16 protein-coding genes and 2 pseudogenes are annotated in these 18307 nt (G+C 65.8%); 9 read left to right on the forward strand and 9 right to left on the reverse strand.

The features are described from left to right. A partial coding sequence (locus ABY44_RS00515; protein ID WP_431640731.1) for a TRAP transporter substrate-binding protein occupies nt 1-978 on the reverse strand: 978 nt, incomplete at its 3' end. 459 nt (nt 979-1437) lie between these two features. Next, on the reverse strand, nt 1438-2523 hold the full coding sequence (locus ABY44_RS00520) for a helix-turn-helix transcriptional regulator (protein ID WP_226128462.1): 1086 nt from the start codon (nt 2521-2523) through the stop codon (nt 1438-1440). Nucleotides 2524-2634: 111 nt separating this feature from the next. On the opposite strand from ABY44_RS00520, the gene ABY44_RS00525 reads away from it, so the two are divergent. Beyond that, nucleotides 2635-4068 carry a histidinol-phosphate transaminase gene (locus ABY44_RS00525; protein WP_230948788.1) on the forward strand — a complete coding sequence of 478 codons (1434 nt, stop codon included), beginning with the start codon at nt 2635-2637 and terminating at the stop codon, nt 4066-4068. A gap of 63 nt (nt 4069-4131) precedes the next feature. Here ABY44_RS00525 and ABY44_RS00530 read toward each other — a convergent pair whose 3' ends face one another. Continuing rightward, on the reverse strand, nt 4132-4383 hold the full coding sequence (locus ABY44_RS00530) for a hypothetical protein (RefSeq protein WP_027792032.1): 252 nt from the start codon (nt 4381-4383) through the stop codon (nt 4132-4134). Between the two features lie 781 nt (nt 4384-5164). Further along, nucleotides 5165-5653 (reverse strand): RidA family protein, encoded by a 489-nt coding sequence (locus ABY44_RS00535; RefSeq protein WP_060170263.1) that lies wholly within the window; start codon nt 5651-5653, stop codon nt 5165-5167. A 280-nt stretch (nt 5654-5933) separates the two neighbouring features. On the opposite strand from ABY44_RS00535, the gene ABY44_RS00540 reads away from it, so the two are divergent. After that, nucleotides 5934-6233 (forward strand): H-NS family nucleoid-associated regulatory protein, encoded by a 300-nt coding sequence (locus tag ABY44_RS00540; protein WP_021160271.1) that lies wholly within the window; start codon nt 5934-5936, stop codon nt 6231-6233. A 172-nt stretch (nt 6234-6405) separates the two neighbouring features. Here ABY44_RS00540 and ABY44_RS00545 read toward each other — a convergent pair whose 3' ends face one another. Continuing rightward, complete coding sequence (locus ABY44_RS00545; protein WP_060170261.1) at nt 6406-6738, reverse strand: cupin domain-containing protein; 333 nt, start codon at nt 6736-6738, stop codon at nt 6406-6408. Between the two features lie 415 nt (nt 6739-7153). Here ABY44_RS00545 and ABY44_RS00550 point away from each other — a divergent pair. Next, nucleotides 7154-7277, forward strand: a pseudogene (locus tag ABY44_RS00550) (integrase); the annotation flags it as partial. 372 nt (nt 7278-7649) lie between these two features. Here ABY44_RS00550 and ABY44_RS00555 read toward each other — a convergent pair. Then, a complete protein-coding gene (locus ABY44_RS00555; protein WP_060170259.1) occupies nt 7650-8720 on the reverse strand; it encodes a substrate-binding domain-containing protein in 1071 nt (356 codons plus the stop codon). Nucleotides 8721-8969: 249 nt separating this feature from the next. On the opposite strand from ABY44_RS00555, the gene ABY44_RS00560 reads away from it, so the two are divergent. Genes ABY44_RS00560 through ABY44_RS00575 form a run of 4 tightly spaced genes read left to right on the forward strand, consistent with a single transcriptional unit; the run spans nt 8970 to nt 13510 of the window. Next, nucleotides 8970-9986 (forward strand): sugar ABC transporter substrate-binding protein, encoded by a 1017-nt coding sequence (locus tag ABY44_RS00560; RefSeq protein WP_060170257.1) that lies wholly within the window; start codon nt 8970-8972, stop codon nt 9984-9986. Further along, nucleotides 9983-11533: a sugar ABC transporter ATP-binding protein gene (locus ABY44_RS00565; protein WP_060170255.1), complete on the forward strand. Its 1551-nt coding sequence runs from the start codon at nt 9983-9985 to the stop codon at nt 11531-11533. The genes ABY44_RS00560 and ABY44_RS00565 overlap by 4 nt, the downstream gene beginning before the upstream one ends. Beyond that, nucleotides 11530-12558 carry an ABC transporter permease gene (locus ABY44_RS00570; RefSeq protein WP_060170253.1) on the forward strand — a complete coding sequence of 343 codons (1029 nt, stop codon included), beginning with the start codon at nt 11530-11532 and terminating at the stop codon, nt 12556-12558. The genes ABY44_RS00565 and ABY44_RS00570 overlap by 4 nt, the downstream gene beginning before the upstream one ends. Continuing rightward, nucleotides 12551-13510, forward strand: coding sequence for an ABC transporter permease (locus tag ABY44_RS00575; protein ID WP_060170251.1), 960 nt, complete (start codon nt 12551-12553; stop codon nt 13508-13510). The genes ABY44_RS00570 and ABY44_RS00575 overlap by 8 nt, the downstream gene beginning before the upstream one ends. Nucleotides 13511-13543: 33 nt before the next feature. On the opposite strand, the gene ABY44_RS00580 is transcribed toward ABY44_RS00575, so the two are convergent. Both ABY44_RS00580 and ABY44_RS00585 read right to left on the reverse strand, forming a co-directional pair. Next, on the reverse strand, nt 13544-14602 hold the full coding sequence (locus ABY44_RS00580; RefSeq protein ID WP_414143091.1) for an ABC transporter permease: 1059 nt from the start codon (nt 14600-14602) through the stop codon (nt 13544-13546). A 9-nt stretch (nt 14603-14611) separates the two neighbouring features. Beyond that, entirely contained in the window at nt 14612-16135 is a 1524-nt protein-coding gene (locus ABY44_RS00585; protein WP_060170249.1) for a sugar ABC transporter ATP-binding protein, read from the reverse strand. 419 nt (nt 16136-16554) lie between these two features. On the opposite strand from ABY44_RS00585, the gene ABY44_RS00590 reads away from it, so the two are divergent. Both ABY44_RS00590 and ABY44_RS00595 read left to right on the forward strand, forming a co-directional pair. Next, complete coding sequence (locus tag ABY44_RS00590; RefSeq protein ID WP_258959279.1) at nt 16555-16824, forward strand: carboxymuconolactone decarboxylase family protein; 270 nt, start codon at nt 16555-16557, stop codon at nt 16822-16824. A gap of 79 nt (nt 16825-16903) precedes the next feature. Next, nucleotides 16904-17318 (forward strand): annotated as a pseudogene (locus ABY44_RS00595) (cation diffusion facilitator family transporter); the annotation flags it as partial. 51 nt (nt 17319-17369) lie between these two features. On the opposite strand, the gene ABY44_RS00600 reads toward ABY44_RS00595, so the two are convergent. After that, complete coding sequence (locus ABY44_RS00600; RefSeq protein WP_060170247.1) at nt 17370-17987, reverse strand: hypothetical protein; 618 nt, start codon at nt 17985-17987, stop codon at nt 17370-17372. Nucleotides 17988-18307 lie beyond the last annotated feature (320 nt).

Below are 18307 nucleotides of genomic sequence, written 5' to 3' on the forward strand. Positions count from 1 at the left end.
GGCCTCGATCTCGTCGACGATCTGCTTCATCTGCGGCGTCTTCTCATACTTCGTCCACAGCGGCTGCATCGCCTTCACGAACGCCGCGCGATCGATCTGCGCGGCCGGCAGGACCTTCGCGCCGCCCTTCGTCACCGTCTGCTGCGCGGACGCCTCGCGCGCGGTCCACAGCTTCTGGTAGTACGGCACCGAATCGGCCGCGGCCTTCCTGATCGCCGCCTGCTCCTGCGGCGACAGCGTGTCCCAGACCTTCTTCGAGAACACCAGCACTTCCGGCGTCATCGCGTGCTGCGTCTCCGAGTAGTCGGGCGCCACTTCGTAGTGCTTGGTTTCCTCGTACGACGGCATGTTGTTTTCGGCCGCGTCGACGAGGCCCGTCTTCAGCCCCGTGTACACCTCGGCGAACGGCATCGGCGTCGGCGTGCCGCCCATCGCCTTGATCTCGTCGACCATCAGGTCGGACGGTTGCACGCGCACCTTCAGCCCCTTCATGTCGGCCGGCGAGCGCACCGGGCGCTTCGCGTAGATCGAGCGCGCGCCGCTCTCGTAGAACGTCAGCGCGATCATCCCCTTCGCGGTGAACGCGTCCAGGATCTTCTGGCCGGCCGGGCCGTACATCGCCTTGCGGAAATGATCGACGTCGCGGAACAGGAACGGGAACGACGGGATCAGCGATTCCGGCACGATCTCGTTGAACGACGCACCGTTCACGCGCGCCATGTCGATCGCGCCGATCCGCACCTGGTCGACCGTGTCCTTCTCCGAGCCGAGCGCGCTGTTGCCGAACACCTTGATCGAATCCTTGCCGCCCGTCTGCTTCGACAGTTCGTCGCCCATGAACTTCACGGCCATGTTGGTCGGGAAGTTGTCGCCATGCACGTCCGCCGAGCGGAACACGCGCGCCTGGGCGGACATCGCGAAGCCGGCCAGCAGCGCAACGGCCAGGGCGGTACGGGAGCGGGTGAATCGGTGCTTCATCGTCAGTCTCCTTGATGGTTGTACTCGTTGTCGCGCGGCGATCGGCCGGCATGCGCACGCTTCGACGCCGTGCTCGCCGACCGCAGAGTCATACGTCGTATGACGTGTTGACGCGAATGTACGTCGGTTAATCGTTTAACTCACTTGGTGCATACCCGTAGAACCGCATCCACGATGGGTTTGCAGCGAATTTCTGGGAATCGTATTCTCTGTTTAGGCGACGCTATGCGAAACGTTTTCCGGAAGCGGGTTCGCATTTGCGCCGAGCGGCTGGTTGATTGCCGTGGCCGACAGGGGAAATCGATCGATCGCTTCGCTTTCGATTGTCATAGGATGACTGATCTCGATGCGTGTGCGTCGGCGCAATGTCATGCGCACGCGCCGCCGGCGGCGCGATTCAGGAAGGAAAGAACGAGGGGGAAAGCGTGCAACGACAGGCGCGCTCGCCTGCCGTTGCCGTCATGTCTGCATGACCAGCGACGTCAGTTGCGCCGCGCGCGCCACGGCCGTCTTCGCGTAGATCGACTTGATCTGCGTGCGGATCGTGCCGATCGACACGCCGCGCAGCCCCGCGCATTCCTGCGGCGACAGCCCGTCGCAGCACAGCAGCACGGCGAGATCGGCCTCGGCCGACGACAGCCCGTAGAACACGCGCAGCCGCTGCGCGCGGGCCGACGGCGAACGCAGGTCGGCGGCCGTCATCAGCGTCGCGACGCCCGGCCGCTCGCGCATCAGGCGCGACTGCTCGGGCACCGGCATCAAGGCCAGCGGCAGCGGTTCGCCCGTCGCGCGCCGCAACAACAGCCCGCCGCGCGCGTACGCGTGCCGCCAATGCACATCGTCGACGCAGCCTTCCGGCGCGAAACGCCCGTTCACCACCCGCAACGCCGGCTCCGCCGCGATCAGCTGATCGGCCGCGCGATTCGTATAGCGCAATTCGCGCTGCGCGCCGAGCAGGAAGACCGGCACCGGAATCGCATCGAGCGCCGATTCGGCCGCGGCCACACGCGCCTCGAGCTCGCCGATCCGCGCCTGGATCTGCAGCGCGCGGCTGATGTGCATTCCCATGTTTTCGATCGCGCGGCGCTGATCGTCGGACAGCCCCTGAGATTCGAGGCCGCCCTGGACACTGAGGAATGCGCCCGAACCCTCGCTGCGATGGATGTACAGGCCCGAGATGCTGCCGATCCCAAAAGGGTGAAGGAACTCCTGATAGAACTCGCTGTGCGCGCGCTGGTGCGCGGACAGGTGCTTGACGTCCTCGAACCAGCGGCCCGCCGGCCAGTTGCCGGCGACCGGCACGACCGGGTCGTACCGATAGAACTCGGTGTTGTACGTGTGATAACACGCGGCGACCCATGACGCGTCGTCACCCGCCGCCTTCTCGATCGCCGGCACCCGCGCCGCGTCGTCGAACGACAGCAGCGTGACCATGCGCACGCCGACCCACGATCTCAGCCCGTCCAGCACCGTTTCCCAGCGTTGATCGCCCAGTGCCGCGGCATAGACGTCATCGATCCATGCCGATGGAATCAACCCGTTCATTTGCATCTGGCTACCCCGCGCCGTGCGTTTTTATCGAACGTCTCCTGCGCATCTTAGTCAATTGACGCCAACGTTTGAATCACTCGTTCGCATTTGGTCGAAATACGACGTTTGTTACCGTTTATCGTCAGACGTAATGGGCGTTTTCCGGCGTTTCGGCTCAATCGAATCCGGCGCACGCAGGGTGGCGCGCTTTTCTTCCGGAGCGCGGTATGCCATGATGCGGCGCATGACGATTCGAAACACCACGCTCTCGCTGCACCATCACCACGGACGCCCCCTGTTGCGCCGTGGCTCGTTTCGCATCTAGCAATTGCATCGGGTGAATGCCCGATCAAGACGACAACCAAGGCGCCTGCGGCGCCTTTTTTGTTTTTTGCCGCCTTAAAAACCTGCTGCGCCGATCAATCGATACCGTACGGAGTGTTTTCAATGCAACAGCCCTGGAAAGAAATCGCCTTGTCGGATTTGCCGCTGCGCGAGGACCTCCGGTTGCAGCACGCGTACGGGGCGCCGCAGCTCGACGTGCCGGTCTGCCTGAACGTCAACGAGAATCCCTATCCGCCGTCGCCCGCGCTCGTCGAGCGCATCGCGACCGCGGTGGCCGACGCCGCGCGCGCGGCGAACCGCTATCCCGATCGCGACTTTGCCGGGCTGCGATCGCATCTGGCGGCGTATCTGACGCACGACACCGGCGTGACGGTCGACGCAGCGGGCATCTGGGCCGCCAACGGCTCGAATGAGGTGATCCAGCAGATCCTGCAGGCATTCGGCGGCCCGGGGCGATCGGCGCTGGCCTTTACGCCCGCGTATCCCATGTATGACGAATACTGCCGCACGACTTTCACGCGCCTCCATACGTTGCCGCGCACCGGGGATTTCGCGCTGGACGTGGATCAGGCGCTCGACGGTATCCGCGCGCACCAGCCGGGCGTGGTGCTGCTGACGTCGCCGAACAACCCGACCGGAACCGCGCTGCCGGTCGGCGATATTCGCGCCATCCTCGACGTCGCGCCGGGCGTGGTCGTCGTCGACGAAGCCTATGCGGAGTTCCGGCGTCACGGCGTACCCAGCGCGGTGACGCTGCTACCGGATCATCCGCGGCTCATCGTGACCCGCACGTTGAGCAAGGCATTCAAGTTCGCGGGCGGCCGCGTCGGGTATTGCGCGTGCGCGCCCGCGATCGTGCAGGCGCTGAAGCTGGTTCGATTGCCCTACCACCTGTCCGCCTTCACCCAGGCGGCGGCCTGCGCGGCGCTGGTCGCGCGCGACGAGATGCTGTCGCAAGTCGAGACGATCAAGGCCGAGCGCGATTCGACCGTCGGCTGGCTGCGCGGCCTGGGCCTCACGGTGGCCGATTCCGATGCGAACTTCGTGATGTTCGGCGAGTTTGCCGATCGGCACCGGATCTGGAGCGGCCTGCTGCGCCACGGCGTCCTGATTCGCGAATCGGGCCCGCCGGCGTATCTGCGCGTGTCCATCGGCACCGCTGCGGAGATGGCCGCATTCCGTGCGGCCCTGCTTGACGTGATGGCGGCCGGATAAGCGACCGGCCATCCGGTCGACGACGCGACGAAACACGTGCCGGCGCCGCATCCGACGATGTACTTACTTCATCGCCGCGAAGCGCATTTCCATCTCGTCGATCTTCGCGAGCACCGCTTCGCTGAGCTTTCTGATGTGGCGCGGCACATCGGGCGCCGACAGCAGCTCCTCGATTCGCCCGCGCCAGTAGCTCGGATGCCGCACACGCACCGCGCCCGACATCGACACATCGTCAGCGTTCTGTTCGCTGTCCAGGAGAGCCACCATTCTCTGGATGTGAGAGAGCTCTCGTTCCACATAGTCTCGTGCCAGCATATTGATTGAAATTCCCCGAAATACGACAGCAGGCCTTCCGTTATCAACGCGCCATCGTGCTGCGATGAAAGCGACTCACCGCACACATCGAACGCCATCGTAAGCAGAAGCTGTGTCAGTAGACTGCGTGGGCATGTGTTGATTTCGACTCGGAATGGCGGGCCTGCCCGCTTGTTCTGATGCCATCCGTCCCCGATGCCCTGTGGTCAATCGTAGGCTTACTGTCGGGCAATGGCATCTCCCAAAGTGGGGATGCCGTCCGATATTGGCGGGGGGATTTCCGGAAATCGCGGGGCGTCGGGAGGCGCGCATGCGGCGGCCGGCCGGGGATGAATTCTCGATCGGCCGGCTACTTGAATGGCGTGCACCGGCGCACCGCCGCCGGGCAGGCAAGGGGAGGATTTGCAGCGCGCATGAGCGTGGCCCGAGGTTCGTGTTCACGACGATTGCGGACAGGAACGTGTGACGTCCGTCGTACGTCGTACGCCGTGCGCGTCGACAACGTTTGCGCCTGCGTGACGCGCCATCGTGCGAGATTGTTTCGACACGGAGTGCGCGACGGCGCAGCCTACTTGCCCGGCTCGCCGCGCGCATTCACATCGCCGGTATCGAACGCCGCCCGACGCTTCGTCAAATCCTTTTGATCGGGCAACCTGTCGAAGTCCATCGGCGGGTGTTTTTTTGGGTATTGCAAGCGCTTGTCGGTAGTGACTCGCGTGTCGCGCGCGAATATCCGGATGTTTCGCGAAACGAACTACCCGCGAGATACAGCCCATCGGAATCAGATACCGGCATTGCCCTGCTTCAACCCGAAAATGAAATCCGCTTCCACCGATGCGCCTTTGGGCAATTGCAGCACGCCGACCGATGTCCGCGTATGAACACCGGCGTCGCCAAGCACCGCATACAACACATCGGATGCGCCGTCGGCAACTTCGCTTTGCATCGTGAAGCCGGGTGCACTTCGCACATACACGGTCATGCGCGGCACCGTCGCTATTACGTCAAGCGTGCCGCAGCGCGTTCTGATCAGCGAGAGCGCACGGAGTGCCGATACACCGGCAGCCCGGCGACCTTCATCGAGCGAAATGGATTCTCCCACTATGCCAACGAAATGCACCACTTCGCCGATCCGTGGAATCTGGCCTGCAATATAGGCCGTATTCCCGTCGACCAGAACGGGGGTGTACTTTCCGCCAATCCTGATTTCCTCGTCCGGATTGAAGCCGAATTCGGCGGCAATCTGAATCAGCTTCTCGTCTCTGTTCATCAGTGAATTCCCCGATACTTCATAAAAATGTAAAGAGTAGTTAAATCCCGATTGCTTGTCTTGAAGAAGAAAACCCGTGCGATCGGTCAACTTGACATGCTGGTGCCGTTAAAGATGCCCGGGTAATCCTCTACATCTTCGTCAATACGACACACTTATCAGGTGTTCGAAGCAGTCCTGCATCGCCATATTGACGAAAAAACACGTAGTCGATGAGAATTTCCTCAAAATTTTCCGTTGAAACCGCTATCATGTGAGTACTCAACCTGAAGAGCGATACATGGCAACGTACAAGGAACTGAAAGCCCAAATGGAAGCTTTGGCCGAGAAAGCCGAAGCTGCACGTGCCGCGGAATTCCAGGCGATCGTCGACGACATCCGCACCAAGGTTGCGGAATTCGGCATTACCGAAAAGGACATTTTCGGTAACCGTCGCGGCCGTCCGGCCAAGCAAGCGGCCGCCCCCGTGCAGGCAAAGTATCGCGACCCGAAGACCGGGGCAACCTGGTCGGGCCGCGGTCGCGCACCCGCATGGATCAAGGACGCGAAGAATCGCAATCGATTCCTGATCCAGGAATAAGATTCTCGACGCGTACCGGCGCGCGGTTTTGCGCGCCGTCCTGCTATTTGGGCATCGATACCGGCGGTATTCAACGACCGCGCCGGGTTGATGAAGCTTTGTCTCATTCGGCGCGCGGCGGCATGCTGCGCGCCGGATCGTATTCGGCCCCGCCCTCGCAATATTTCCTGATTCAACGTTCGTAATAGATCGCAAGCCAGACGGTTTGCGTTTCTTCGTGCGTCCACGCTACGCGATGGCGGCAATGCGGCTCGATCAGCACGTAGTCGCCGGGATGCATTTCATGGCGCGTCGGGCCTTCTTCGAATTCGAGCACCGCCGCCCCCGACAACAGCACGACCCATTCGGCGCGTGCGTCGTCATACCAAAAACCGTCCGGGCTCGTGTGGCCCATCGATACGATTCGCTCGACGTTCAGACGCTGGCCCGTGACAAGGAGGTCGATTTTTTCGTCCTCCTCGCGCCGGCCATCGGCGGTGAACAGGTTGCCGGTTTGAAGTTGCATGGGTTGGCCTCGTCGGCGGTATTGGATGGGCGCCAGGGTTGACGGTGGCGGGAAATGTTCACTGTAGCCCAACGGATGCGATTGGAACCGGCTCGTTTCGCTGGAAGAAGACGATGGTGGTGCCTATTTCCCTGATCGGCCGACAAGAGTCGATCATCGTCCTTTTCTCAATGGCCGCTGTTGGGAGACATCGCGTCGAGCAGACGGCGGGTTTGGTTCGCGATCGTGTTGGAGTCCTTGGTCTTGCCGACCGCCGATGCGTTTTTACCGCTACACGAAAGCACGTTACGCCCTGGAAACGTAGCGCACTGGACATCCGAAGGTCGCTACGCTACAGAATCCGAATGCCCCGTTCGAGTTGCTTTCCCTGACCGTCAAAACGAAAGAGGAGCGAAGCAGACAGCGAAAATTGATACTGCTTCCGAGTCGGCTGCACGCTTCGCCGCATCTTTCGATGCCGGCAATACGCTCGGCCGGTTCATCGCTGGATCGCGTCCGTCGGCCTGGACGATACCTCGGCATCGAGGTTGACGATGCGCTTGAGATGGCGGAACTAACGGAGACCTGACCCAACGGCCGGCGAGCGATCGTTTGCCGGCCGCAAGCGGCCATTGGCTCATCCAAAGCAAACGGCCGCTTCCCGTCGGGATGCGGCCGTTCCTGGCGGTAACTGTCACGTTACGCAAATCGTTGGGTTTAGCCGGTCGTTCAAGCCATTGGGTCGATCACGCGAGCCAGGTTTTGATCGATGCGGTCATTGGCACGCTGATCGTCGACACTGAACTTGCCGTGCTGTTCATCGGATGCGGGAGATCCGTCGGATTGCAGACGTCTGCCCGTAAAGGCTCACGAGAACCGCAGCCCGCCAGTGCTACGTATGGTCACGTACCGTAGACAAAAGCCACCGCGCGTTAATCCGTCGCCGGAATCCACGAGGCCGTCACCGCCTCGCTTGCGCGGAACGCGGGAAACTTCGCGCCGAGCTCCGCGATCGTGTGGATGTCGTTCTTCACGAGATCATCGCGCGTGATCAGCGTCGGCTTGACGACGATCCGCCGGCCCGGATCTTGCCCCGCGACGAGCAGCGCGGCGGCCCGCACCGACACCGCGCCGACGACCGCGGGATTCGTCGCGGCCGTCGCGACCCATGCGCTGCCGGGCGCGCGAATCGCCTCGATATCGGCGGTCGAAATGTCGGCGCTATAGATGCGCAACTTCGACGCCAGCTTCGCCTCGTCGGCCGCGAGCTTCGCACCGCGCGCGAATTCGTCGTAAGGCGCGAACACCACACGGATGTCGGGATGCGCGCGATAGGCGGCCGCGGCCTGGTTCGCGACCGATTGCGCGATCGGATTGTCGACGGTGCCCCAGCGCGCCTGCTCGCGCACCTTCGGATGCGCGCGCTTGAAGTCCCGCCACGCGGCGTCGCGCCGGTCGAGCGGCGCGAACCCGGCAACGTACACGTAGCCGGCCGAGAACGCATCGCCGTTGTCCTTCACCGCCTGGTCGAGCAGCAGGTTCGCGAGGTCGCGATCGCTCTGCTCGATCTGCGGCACCTTCGGGTTACCGAGGTCGACATCGAACGCGACGACCTTGATGCCCTTGTCCAGCGCGCGCTGCACGACGTCCTTCAGTGATTCGGGGAGCCCGTGGTTGACGATGATCGCCGACACACCGACGCTGATCGCCTGCTGGATCTGCTCGCGCTGCTCGGTTGCGTCCTGGCGGCCCTCGTAGATGCGCAGGTCGATACCGAGCGCCTTCGCCTGCTTCTGCGCGCCGGCCTCGTATGCCTGGAAGAAATCGCCGGTCGACAGGTAGTTGACGAGCGCGACCTTCACTCCGCCCTTGTCGAACGGCGCGGGTGCGCCTTTGAGCGGGCCGGCATGCGATGCGGGCACGGTCAACGCGGCAACGGACAGGAGCGCGAGCGCGCGGATCATCCGGACGGGGCGCAACGGACGGCGAAACGGGAATCGCATGCGGGTCTTCCTTGGCTGGTGTCGGTATCCGGAAAATCTATCAGCGCGGCGAACCGCTTCAAACCGAGCGATTCGGCAATCGATATTCCTTCGGATGGCAAATCGTTGAAGCCGACCGCGTCGCGCCTGGCACAAGCATTCGAGCACGCGTGTGATATGCGTAGCAGGAATCGATGGTTAGCGCGCGGGAGCGTTGTCATTAGAGTCGCAAAGTTCAGCTCCCTCTTTTTTTCAGCGCCCATCGACGCCATGACCCGTCCCGCCCGAACCCGTCGCACCTTTGCCGCCGCCCTGCTGACGCTCGCCGCCGTCGCCGCGCTCTCCCCTGCCCGCGCGCAAAGCGATGCAGCGGCAAGTAACGCCGCCGTGCCGTCGCTGAAAGGCAAGCGCATCGGCATCACGGCGATCGGCACCGATCATTACTGGGACCTGAAGGCATACCAGGGGGCGATCGACGAAGTGAAGCGGCTCGGCGGAACGCCGATCGCACTCGACGCCGGCCGCAACGACAACCGCCAGATCGCGCAGATCCAGACGCTGATCGCGCAGAAGCCCGATGCGATCATCGAGCAGCTCGGCACGGCGAGCGTGCTCGAACCGTGGCTGCAAAAGATCCGGCAGGCCGGCATTCCGCTGTTCACGATCGACACGGCCTCGCCGTCGAGCCTCAACGTCACGACCTCGGACAACTTCTTCATCGGCGAGCAACTCGCGCTGAAGCTCGTCAACGACATCCACGGCGAAGGCAACATTCTCGTGTTCAACGGCTTCTACGGCGTGCCGGTGTGCGCGATCCGCTATGACCAGTTGAAGGCGGTGCTCAAGTACTACCCGAAGGTGAAGATCCTGCAGCCCGAGTTGCGCGACGTGATTCCGAACACCGTGCAGAGCGCGTATGCGCAGGTCAGCCAGTTGCTCGCGAAATACCCGAAGGGGCAGATCGCCGCGATCTGGGCCGCGTGGGACGTGCCGCAAGTCGGCGCGACGCAGGCCGTCGACGCCGCGCGCCGCAGCGAGATCAGGACCTATGCGGTGGACGGCAGCCCCGATGTCGTCGCGCTCGTGAAAGATCCGAAATCGAGCGCGGCGGCCGTGGTCGCGCAACAACCCGCGCTGATCGGCAAGACCGCGGTCGACAACGTCGCGCGCTACCTGGCCGGCGAGCGCACGCTGCCGCCCTATACGTACGTCCCGTCGCTGCTCGTCACGAAGGACAACGCCGGCTCGGCCCAGCAGACGCTCGGGCAGGCCCCCGCCCCGAAATGAGCGCCGACACGCGCTCGCCCGCGCTGGCGCTGCGCGGGATCGTCAAACATTTCGACGGCGTGCCGGCGCTGCGCGGCGCGTCGCTCGACGTCGCGCGCGGCACCGTGCACGGGCTGATCGGGCAGAACGGCGCCGGCAAGTCGACGCTGATCCGGATTCTCGCCGGCATCGACACGGCCGATGCCGGTACGATCGCGATCGACGGTGCGACACAGGCACTCGCACACCGCGCGCCGCCGGAGGGCATTGCGTTCATTCATCAGGAGCGTCTGCTGCCGGCGACGTTCACGGTCGCCGAGGCGCTGCAGTTCGGCAACGAACCGGCCTACGGCGCGGGGCCGCTCGGGCTGCTGGCGGCACGCCGGATGCGACGCGATGCCAGCGACGCGCTGCACGCGCATTTCGGCCTCGACCTGCCGCCGAACCGCCTGATTGCCGAGTTGAGCGTCGCCGAGCGGCAGATCGTGCAGATCACGCGCGCGCTGATGCGCGACCCGCGCATCCTCGTGCTCGACGAACCGACCGCCGCGCTCGTCAGCAGCGAGGTCGACCGCCTGCTGCAGACACTCGACCGGCTGCGGCGCCGCGGGCTGACGATCCTCTACGTGTCGCACTACCTGAACGAGATCGCGGCGATCTGCGATCGCGTCACCGTGCTGCGCGACGGCACCGACGTCGCGCACGTCGACGCACGGACCACGCCGACCGAGGCGCTCGTCGCGGCGATGATCGGCACCGGGATCGCCGCACGATCGCAAGCGCCCGTGCGCGTGCCCGGCCCGTCCGCGCTGCGGGTCGCCGGCCTCGCGGCGCCGGGCCGGTTCGACGACGTGTCGTTCGAGGTCCGGCGCGGCGAGATCGTCGGTGTCACGGGGCTGCTCGGTTCCGGCGGAAAGCAGGTCGTGCGCAGCCTGTTCGGTCTCGAACGCGGCGTGCGCGGCACGGTGACGCTCGACGGCCGCGTGACGCGGCTGCGCAGCCCGCGCGACGCGGTGCGTCGCGGCATCGCGTTCGTGCCGGAGGACCGCCGCTCGCACGGCATCGCGCCGAGCCTGTCCGTGCGCGAGAACATCACGCTCGCGAGCCTTGCGCGCTTCACCCGATTCGGTCTGGTCGCGCGGCGCCGCGAGGACGACGCGGTGCAACGGCTGATCGCCGCGCTCGACGTGCGGGCGCCCGGCCCGGACGCGCCGGTGCGCCAGCTGTCCGGCGGCAACCAGCAGAAAGTCGCGCTCGCGAAATGGCTGAGCCGCGGCGCCGATCGCACGTCGCCGGTGTATCTGTTCGACGAGCCGACGGTGGGCGTCGATATCGGCGCCAAAGCGGAAATCTACCGGCTGCTCGATCGCCTCGCACGCGACGGCGCGGCGATCCTGCTGTTCTCGAGCGACCTGATCGAGCTGCTGGACGTCACCGATCGCGTGCTCGTGATGGCACGCGGCCGGATCGTGCGCGACGTCGCGACCCGCGACGCCACGCGCCACGATCTGCTCGCGTGGGCGACCGGCGCACGCGGCCACACGCCGCGGCAGGAGGTGGCCGCATGAACCGGATCCTCGATCGTGCGCCGCCCGGAGCGGCGTTCGCGCGGCTGCCGGGCACGTTCGGCGCGCAATTCTGGCTGCGCTGGGGCGCGGCACTGGCGTTCGCCGTCGTGTGTGCGGTGTTTGCCGCGAGTTCGCCGCTCTTTCTGACCGTCGCAAACCTCGCGAATGTGCTGCAGCAGTCGGCCGTGATCGGCATCCTCGGGTTCGGGTTGACCGCCGTGCTGATCGGCGGCGGCCCCGATCCGATCCGCGGCGGTCTCGACCTGTCGGTCGCGGCGAACATGGGCCTCTGCGCAGCCGTGCAGGCCGTCGCGCTGCGCGACGGGGCGCCGGACGGCGCGGCGCTTGCGCTGATGCTGGCCACCGGCGCGGCGGTCGGTGCGCTCAATGCGTTCGCGGTGATCGCGCTGCGCATCGTCCCGCTGCTGGCCACGCTGACGACGATGAATCTCTGCGCCGGCTTCGAACTGGTGCTGACGCAGAACACGTCGGTCGCGGCGGCGAGCCCGGTGCTCGCCTTTCTGATCGACAGCGGCCCGTTCGACGTACCGCATCTCGCGCCCGCGTTGCTGATCGTCGCGCTGCTGTTCGGCGTGCTGCTGCACCGAACCCGCTTCGGCCTGCGGCTCGCCGCGACCGGTGCGCATCGCGATGCCGCCCGCGCGGCCGGACTGCGCGTGAACGCGTATGTCGCGGCCAGCTACGTGCTGAGCGGCGTCTCCGCCGCGCTGGCCGCGCTTGCGTCGAGTGCCTTGCTGAGCGGCAGCTCGCCCGGCGCCGGCGAAAACCTGCTGGCCGTCGTCGCGGTCGCGCTGCTCGGTGTCGTGTTCTCGCGGCGGCTCGTGCCGACGATACCGGGCACGCTGCTCGCCGCGCTGTTCGTCGGCATCGTCGGCAACGGCTTCCAGCTCGACAACGTGTCGAGCTACTGGGTCAACGGCGTCGAAGGCGCGCTGATCCTGTTCGTCGTCGCGACGACCGCGCTGATTCGGCGCCGCCATACGGAACACCATGCCCATGACTGAACGGATCGGCCGCCTGCAGCGGTTCTCGCTCGTGGCGGCACTGCTCGCGGTGATCGCCTTCTTCGCCGTGTTCGCACCCGGGTTCACGCGGCCCGCCAATCTCGCCGACGTGCTGGTGAACAACTTCGCGCTGCTTGCGATCGCCGCGCTCGGGATGACGCTCGCGCTGTCGATCGGCGCGGTCGACCTGTCGCTGGGCACCGCGATCGACGTCGCGAGCCTCGTGTTCGTGCAGCTGGTCGCGCACCAGGTGGGCGTGCTGCCGGCCCTGCTCGGCGGCCTCGGTGCGGCGGTGCTGGTCGGCACGTTCAACGGCGCGCTGATCGCCGGGCTCGGAATCGCACCGTTTCTCGCGACGCTCGGCACGCTGTTCATCGGACAGACCGTCCAGCAGCTCGCCACCGGCGGCGGCCAGCCCGTCTACCTGCTGAACGTGGCGCTGCCGCCGCTGTTCGGCGCGCTCGCGCACGGTACGCTCGCGGGCGTGCCGGTGCCGCTGTGGTGCGTCGTCGTGCTCGCCGCGGCCGTGCATGTCGTGCTCGCGCATTCGGCGTTCGGGCGCTACAGCGCCGCGCTCGGCGCGCAGCCGGGCGTTGCGCGCCATTCGGGGCTGCCGGTCGCGGCGACCGTCGTAGCGACGTTCGTCGCGAGCGCGCTCGTCTACGGCGTGGTCGGCCTGCTGCTGTCGTCGACGGTCAAGGCCTATGTGCCGCAGGCCGGCAACGGCTTCCTGCTGAACGCGATCGGCGCGACCTTCATCGGCACGACGCTGTCGCCGACACGCCGTCCCGGCGTCGCCGGCACCCTGCTCGGCGTGCTGCTGATCAGCCTCGTCGCCAACGGGCTGCTGCTGATCGGCTGGAACTTCTACTGGCAGCAGGTTGCCACCGGCGCGCTGATCCTCGCGGTGCTCGCGCTGAGTTTCATGGGGCGGCGTGTACGCGCCGCGTGAGCCTCCGCACGCCGTGCCCTCCCTACACCGCGCTCAGGCGCGGGCGTCCGCGCGCCGGCCGATGCCGAACGTGAACGCCAGCGCGAGCACCAGCAGCGCCCCTTTCACGAAATCCTGCAGGTAATACGGCGCATTGAGCATCGTCAGGCCGTTGAGCAGCACCCCGACGAACACGGCCCCGACCACGGTGCCGAACACGTTCGGCCGTTTCGCGCCCCACACCGCGTACCCGACCAGCGCGGCGGCCACCGCGTCGAGCAGCAGCGAGTGCCCGGCGCTGACATCGCCGCGCCCGACGCGGGCAGCGATCAGCACGCCCCCCAGTGCCGCAATTGCGCCCGATGCGACATACGCCGCGACCCGGTAGCGCGCAGCAGGCGCACCGGCCAGCCGCGCGGCCGTCTCGTTGCCGCCGATCGCATAGATCACGCGGCCCCAGCGCGTCGCTTCCATCGCGATGCAAGCCAGCACCGTCACCGCCGCCAGTATCAGAACCGGCAACGGCACCACATCGAACACGCGCAGGCGCCCGAGCGCGAGAAACGCGTCGGGAAACATGCCGCTCGCTTCCGTGCCGTCGGGCAGCACCGAACCGGTCGCGAGCGAACGCCCGCCGGTCGGAATCAGCTGCAGACCCGCGAGCAGGAACAGCGTGCCGAGCGTCGCAAGCTGGTCCGGCACGCGCAAGCGCGTGATCAGCACACCGTTGAACAGGCCGGCTGCCACACCGAGCGCAACGCAGGCCGCCACCGCCGCGAGCGCGCTGCCGTGCCAGACAACCAGCACATAGCTCGCCGCCATCTGCGCGGATGCGGCGATGCTGCCCACCGACAAGTCGAAGCCGCCCGCCGCGAGCGTGATCGTCACACCGATCCCGAGCAGCGCGACGATCGACACCGCCTGCAGGATGCTGAACAGGTTGTCCACGTTCAGGAACGCGGGCTCGTTGACGGTAAAGACGACGACCAGCACGGCGAGCACGAGCAGGATGCCTGTGCGTTCGAGGCCGGCGCGCAGGCGGGCCGACGCGGGCAGCGCCGGCCTGGTGGACGGCGCATCGGGTGCAACGGCAGGTGTGGCGGATTTCAGCATCGTCATGGATCAGTCCGACGGGTGGGAGGATGAATGATCGAGCGTCGCGCGATCGAACCGGACGACTCGATCGGCGACTTCGACCGCTTCCTCGAGATCGCTGACGAACACGAGCGTCGCGCGTTCGTGCGCATGGCGCCGCAACATGTCGACGATATCGGCGCGCGCACCGGCGTCGATGCCCTGGAACGGTTCGTCGAGCAGCAGCAGCCGCGCGGGTTCCGCGTGCCAGCGGGCAAGCACGACTTTCTGCTGGTTGCCACCGGATAGCCGCACGAGACGGTCATCGGGCCCCGTGCAGCGAATCCCGAAGCGCGCGATCGCGGCGGCGGCCGCCGTGCACTCGCGCGCGGCGCGCACCGCGCCGCCGCCGAACCAGCGCGACAGGAACGGGAAGCTGATCGTGCCTGCGATCGACGCAAACGGCACGCTGTCGGGAAACAGCGACGTGCGCCAGCGGTCCTCGCCGGCGAGGAACACGCCGGCGCGAATCGCGTCGGCAGGTGAACGCGGGCGCCACGGCCTGCCGTCGAGCGTCATCGCGCCCTGCGCCGCGCGCACGGTGCCGAAGATCGTGTTCGCGAAGCGCGATTTGCCGCCGCCGACGGGCCCCGCGATCGCGACGATCTCGCCGCGCCGCACGTCGAGATCGAACGGCGCGCTGGCCTGCGTCAGGCGCAACCCGCGCACGCTCAGGCCGCTGTCGCCGGGCCGCGCGATCGGCGCCGGGCCCGGCGCACGCGCCTTCGGCAACGGCCGCCCGAGCATCGTTTCGACCGCCGCGTCGAAATCGACCGGTGCGGCGAGATCGGCAACGATCCGTCCGTCGCGCACGATCGCGACGCGATCGGCGATACGGCGCAGGTCGCCGAGCCGGTGCGACACCAGCAGAACCGCGACGCCTTCGTCACGCAATGCATCGAGCAGCGCGAACAGGCGCTCGGCCTCCGGCGCCGACAGGCTCGCGGTCGGTTCGTCGAGGATCAGCAGGCCCGGCTGCCCGGCAAGTGCTCGCGCGAGCGTCACACGCTGCTGGTCCGCCAGCGAAAGCGACGCAAGCGGCGCCGCCAGGTCGGCATCGAGCCCGACGCGTTCGGCGAGCGGCCGTGCGGCATCGCGCCGGGCGGCCGGCGGCACGCGCCACGGCGATGCCGGATCGCACAGCCGGTCGAGCAGCAGGTTGTCGGCGATCGACAGCGTCGGCACCACCGCGTCGGCAACCGACTGATGCACGGTCGCGATGCCGAGCTGCTTCGCCGCGTGCGGCGACGCGGGCCGGTAAGGCGTGCCGCGCAGCGTCAGCGTGCCGCCGTCGTGACGGATCACGCCGCTCAGGATCTTGACGAACGTCGATTTGCCCGCGCCGTTGGCCCCCATCAGCGCGACGACTTCGCCGGCGCCGATCGACAGGTCGAGCGATGCGAGCGCGGTCGTCGCGCCGAAGCGCTTCGACACGCCGATGGCCGTCAGGACGGGCGGCCGCGCGACGCGATGCCGTCGATCTACTCGGAGATTGGATGAAGTCGTCGTCAATGCCGTGTCGAAAAGATGTGCCTATCGGCGGGCGGTGCCATGTGCGCAACGCCACCCGGTCACAGGAAACGTGCGGCGGGATGCTTTGCGCAGGGGCAATCCCGCTTGGGCGGAGACACCATGTCGCGGCTCATCGACTTCGGCCTCCACGTCGATCCGCGTCGAGCATGACTGTGCACCGGGCAGGCATCGACGCCAGTTCGGCCAATCTAGCGTGCCGCACGATGTACCCGCAAACAACGATTTCTGTCATCGATATGACGTGGGCGAGAATCCCGACTCCGCACCCTGTCACGATCCTTACGCTGCCGGAGATGTGCGAACCGCTGCGTGACGCGCTCTAATATTTTTTCTTTACCAGACTTTGTTTACCTGAAAATATAGCCCCGCAGTTCGCGCGATTCGCAAAGAGTCCGGACATTTGCGGATACGCGTATCGTCGGCCCGGCATCGATCTGAATACGCGGCACCTCGTCACGCTTGGAGTAAGCAGTGCCATGAGCGGCTGCGAGAATCAATTGCGTTTCCAGCCTGGCGCTGCCTTGCATCTCGGCATCTCGGCATCTCGGCGTATCGCGCCGAGCAGATCCGCGAGGTATTCATTGCAAGGTTTTGCCGGGAATGCGCGGGCGTTCAATGCGGCAGCCATTTTCACATCCGTCGCCGACACGTTCCAGAATAACGAATAGCATGATGCCCTCGACCCGGTGGCAACTGATCGTGACGTATGTGTGCGCCGACGCAGCCGTGACGGTTATTTCACCGGATGCCGGCATCGTCGGCAACCTGTTCGGCTACCCGCTGCTCCCCCCCGTCGCCGCGCTGATCGTCGGCGGAATGATCGTGAAAATGGGCGCCACGTTCGGCTGGGACGCATTGCATGATCTGATGGCCCGGGTGGCCGACGATGAAGATGTGCAGGCGATCCGCGCAACGCTGGTTGCGACACGGGGTGTGCTCGACATACACGACCTGCGCACACGCAAGACCGGCGACTTGATCCTCGTGGACGTGCATCTCGACATCGACGCTGATCTTGCGGTCGCACAAGGGCACGACATTGCGGTGGACGCGCGTGCGCGCGTGATGAAGCATCACCGTGTCCTGAATGCCACGACGCACGTCGATCCACGGAGCCGCGAGAGCCTTCCCCGAGGTCGCCTCCGGGATGCGCGTTCGGTAGCCGGAAGCGGCTGGACGATGCACCCGATCGAAAGCTCGCGTGCGCCGTGTGTCAATCGGAACCGCGCGGATGATGGCCGCGTCTGAAAGTCAACCGGCGTTCATTGACGAGCGCCCGCCAATCGAGCTTCATCAGCGCGAACACGAGGCCGAGCAAGACCAGTTGCGTGACGACGAAGTAGCCGCCGAGATACGTGCCTTCGAGTTCTGATTCCACGTCCAGCCGGGTCGATGCAAAGCGGCCGAGATGCGCCCAGATCGCATAGGTCGTTGCGCGGCCGATGAAGAACGCCGCCGCGATGATTCTGAGTGGCAACCCGGAAAGCCCGTATGCAATGAAGAGGTAGTTCGACGGCAGCGGGCTCAACGCGTAGAAGAAAAACGCGCCGACGGTGACGGTCCGGTGCTGTCGCAGCCAGCGCGTGGAGACGTCGATATTCTCGCGGTCGGATTCCCGCATCCAGCGGGAGTGGACGAGCGCTCTCGCGAAGGTCGCCAGAATGACACGGCCGGTCGTCGCCGCGCCGGCCGCCACAACGGCAAAGATGAACGGATTGCCGTCGGGCAGGTTGAACCCGACCCATGACATCGCCATCCACGTGGGCGGGGCGAACGCCGGCATGAGATTCAGCAGAAGAATCAGCACGAAGAGTACAGCCAGCGTCAGCACGATATCGACTCCAGGCCATCCGGTGTCACGGCTCAATTTTGCTGAGGAAAGAGGCCGATGGCTTGACTCACGTCAAGCAACGCGGCGTGTCGGTCGTTCACGGGAGGCACGCCGTCCTGACCCATGTCAATGCTCAAAGCGCGGCGCTTCCTAGACTGATGCCACGCCGTCCGCAACCGAAACCGGATGCGGCGAACACCACCATGCACGGCGATCGGAGCAATGGCCATGTACCGAGTCCCCTGGTCGATCGATCTCGTGTTGCTGATTCTGGCGGCCGCCACGCTCGCCGGCGGCGGCGTATGCGTGGCGTTCGGCCA

It is taken from the genome of Burkholderia sp. ZZQ-2, from assembly GCF_050768715.1.
GTDB lineage: Bacteria > Pseudomonadota > Gammaproteobacteria > Burkholderiales > Burkholderiaceae > Burkholderia > Burkholderia cepacia.

Coding starts and splice junctions, on each gene's coding strand:
- ABY44_RS00530 (WP_027792032.1), bottom strand. CDS start 4,383: ATGCTGGCACGAGACTATGTGGAACGAGAGCTCTCTCACATCCAGAGA.
- ABY44_RS00540 (WP_021160271.1), top strand. CDS start 5,934: ATGGCAACGTACAAGGAACTGAAAGCCCAAATGGAAGCTTTGGCCGAG.
- ABY44_RS00565 (WP_060170255.1), top strand. CDS start 9,983: ATGAGCGCCGACACGCGCTCGCCCGCGCTGGCGCTGCGCGGGATCGTC.
- ABY44_RS00535 (WP_060170263.1), bottom strand. CDS start 5,653: ATGAACAGAGACGAGAAGCTGATTCAGATTGCCGCCGAATTCGGCTTC.
- ABY44_RS00560 (WP_060170257.1), top strand. CDS start 8,970: ATGACCCGTCCCGCCCGAACCCGTCGCACCTTTGCCGCCGCCCTGCTG.
- ABY44_RS00570 (WP_060170253.1), top strand. CDS start 11,530: ATGAACCGGATCCTCGATCGTGCGCCGCCCGGAGCGGCGTTCGCGCGG.
- ABY44_RS00575 (WP_060170251.1), top strand. CDS start 12,551: ATGACTGAACGGATCGGCCGCCTGCAGCGGTTCTCGCTCGTGGCGGCA.
- ABY44_RS00545 (WP_060170261.1), bottom strand. CDS start 6,738: ATGCAACTTCAAACCGGCAACCTGTTCACCGCCGATGGCCGGCGCGAG.
- ABY44_RS00580 (WP_414143091.1), bottom strand. CDS start 14,602: ATGCTGAAATCCGCCACACCTGCCGTTGCACCCGATGCGCCGTCCACC.
- ABY44_RS00555 (WP_060170259.1), bottom strand. CDS start 8,720: ATGCGATTCCCGTTTCGCCGTCCGTTGCGCCCCGTCCGGATGATCCGC.
- ABY44_RS00520 (WP_226128462.1), bottom strand. CDS start 2,523: ATGAACGGGTTGATTCCATCGGCATGGATCGATGACGTCTATGCCGCG.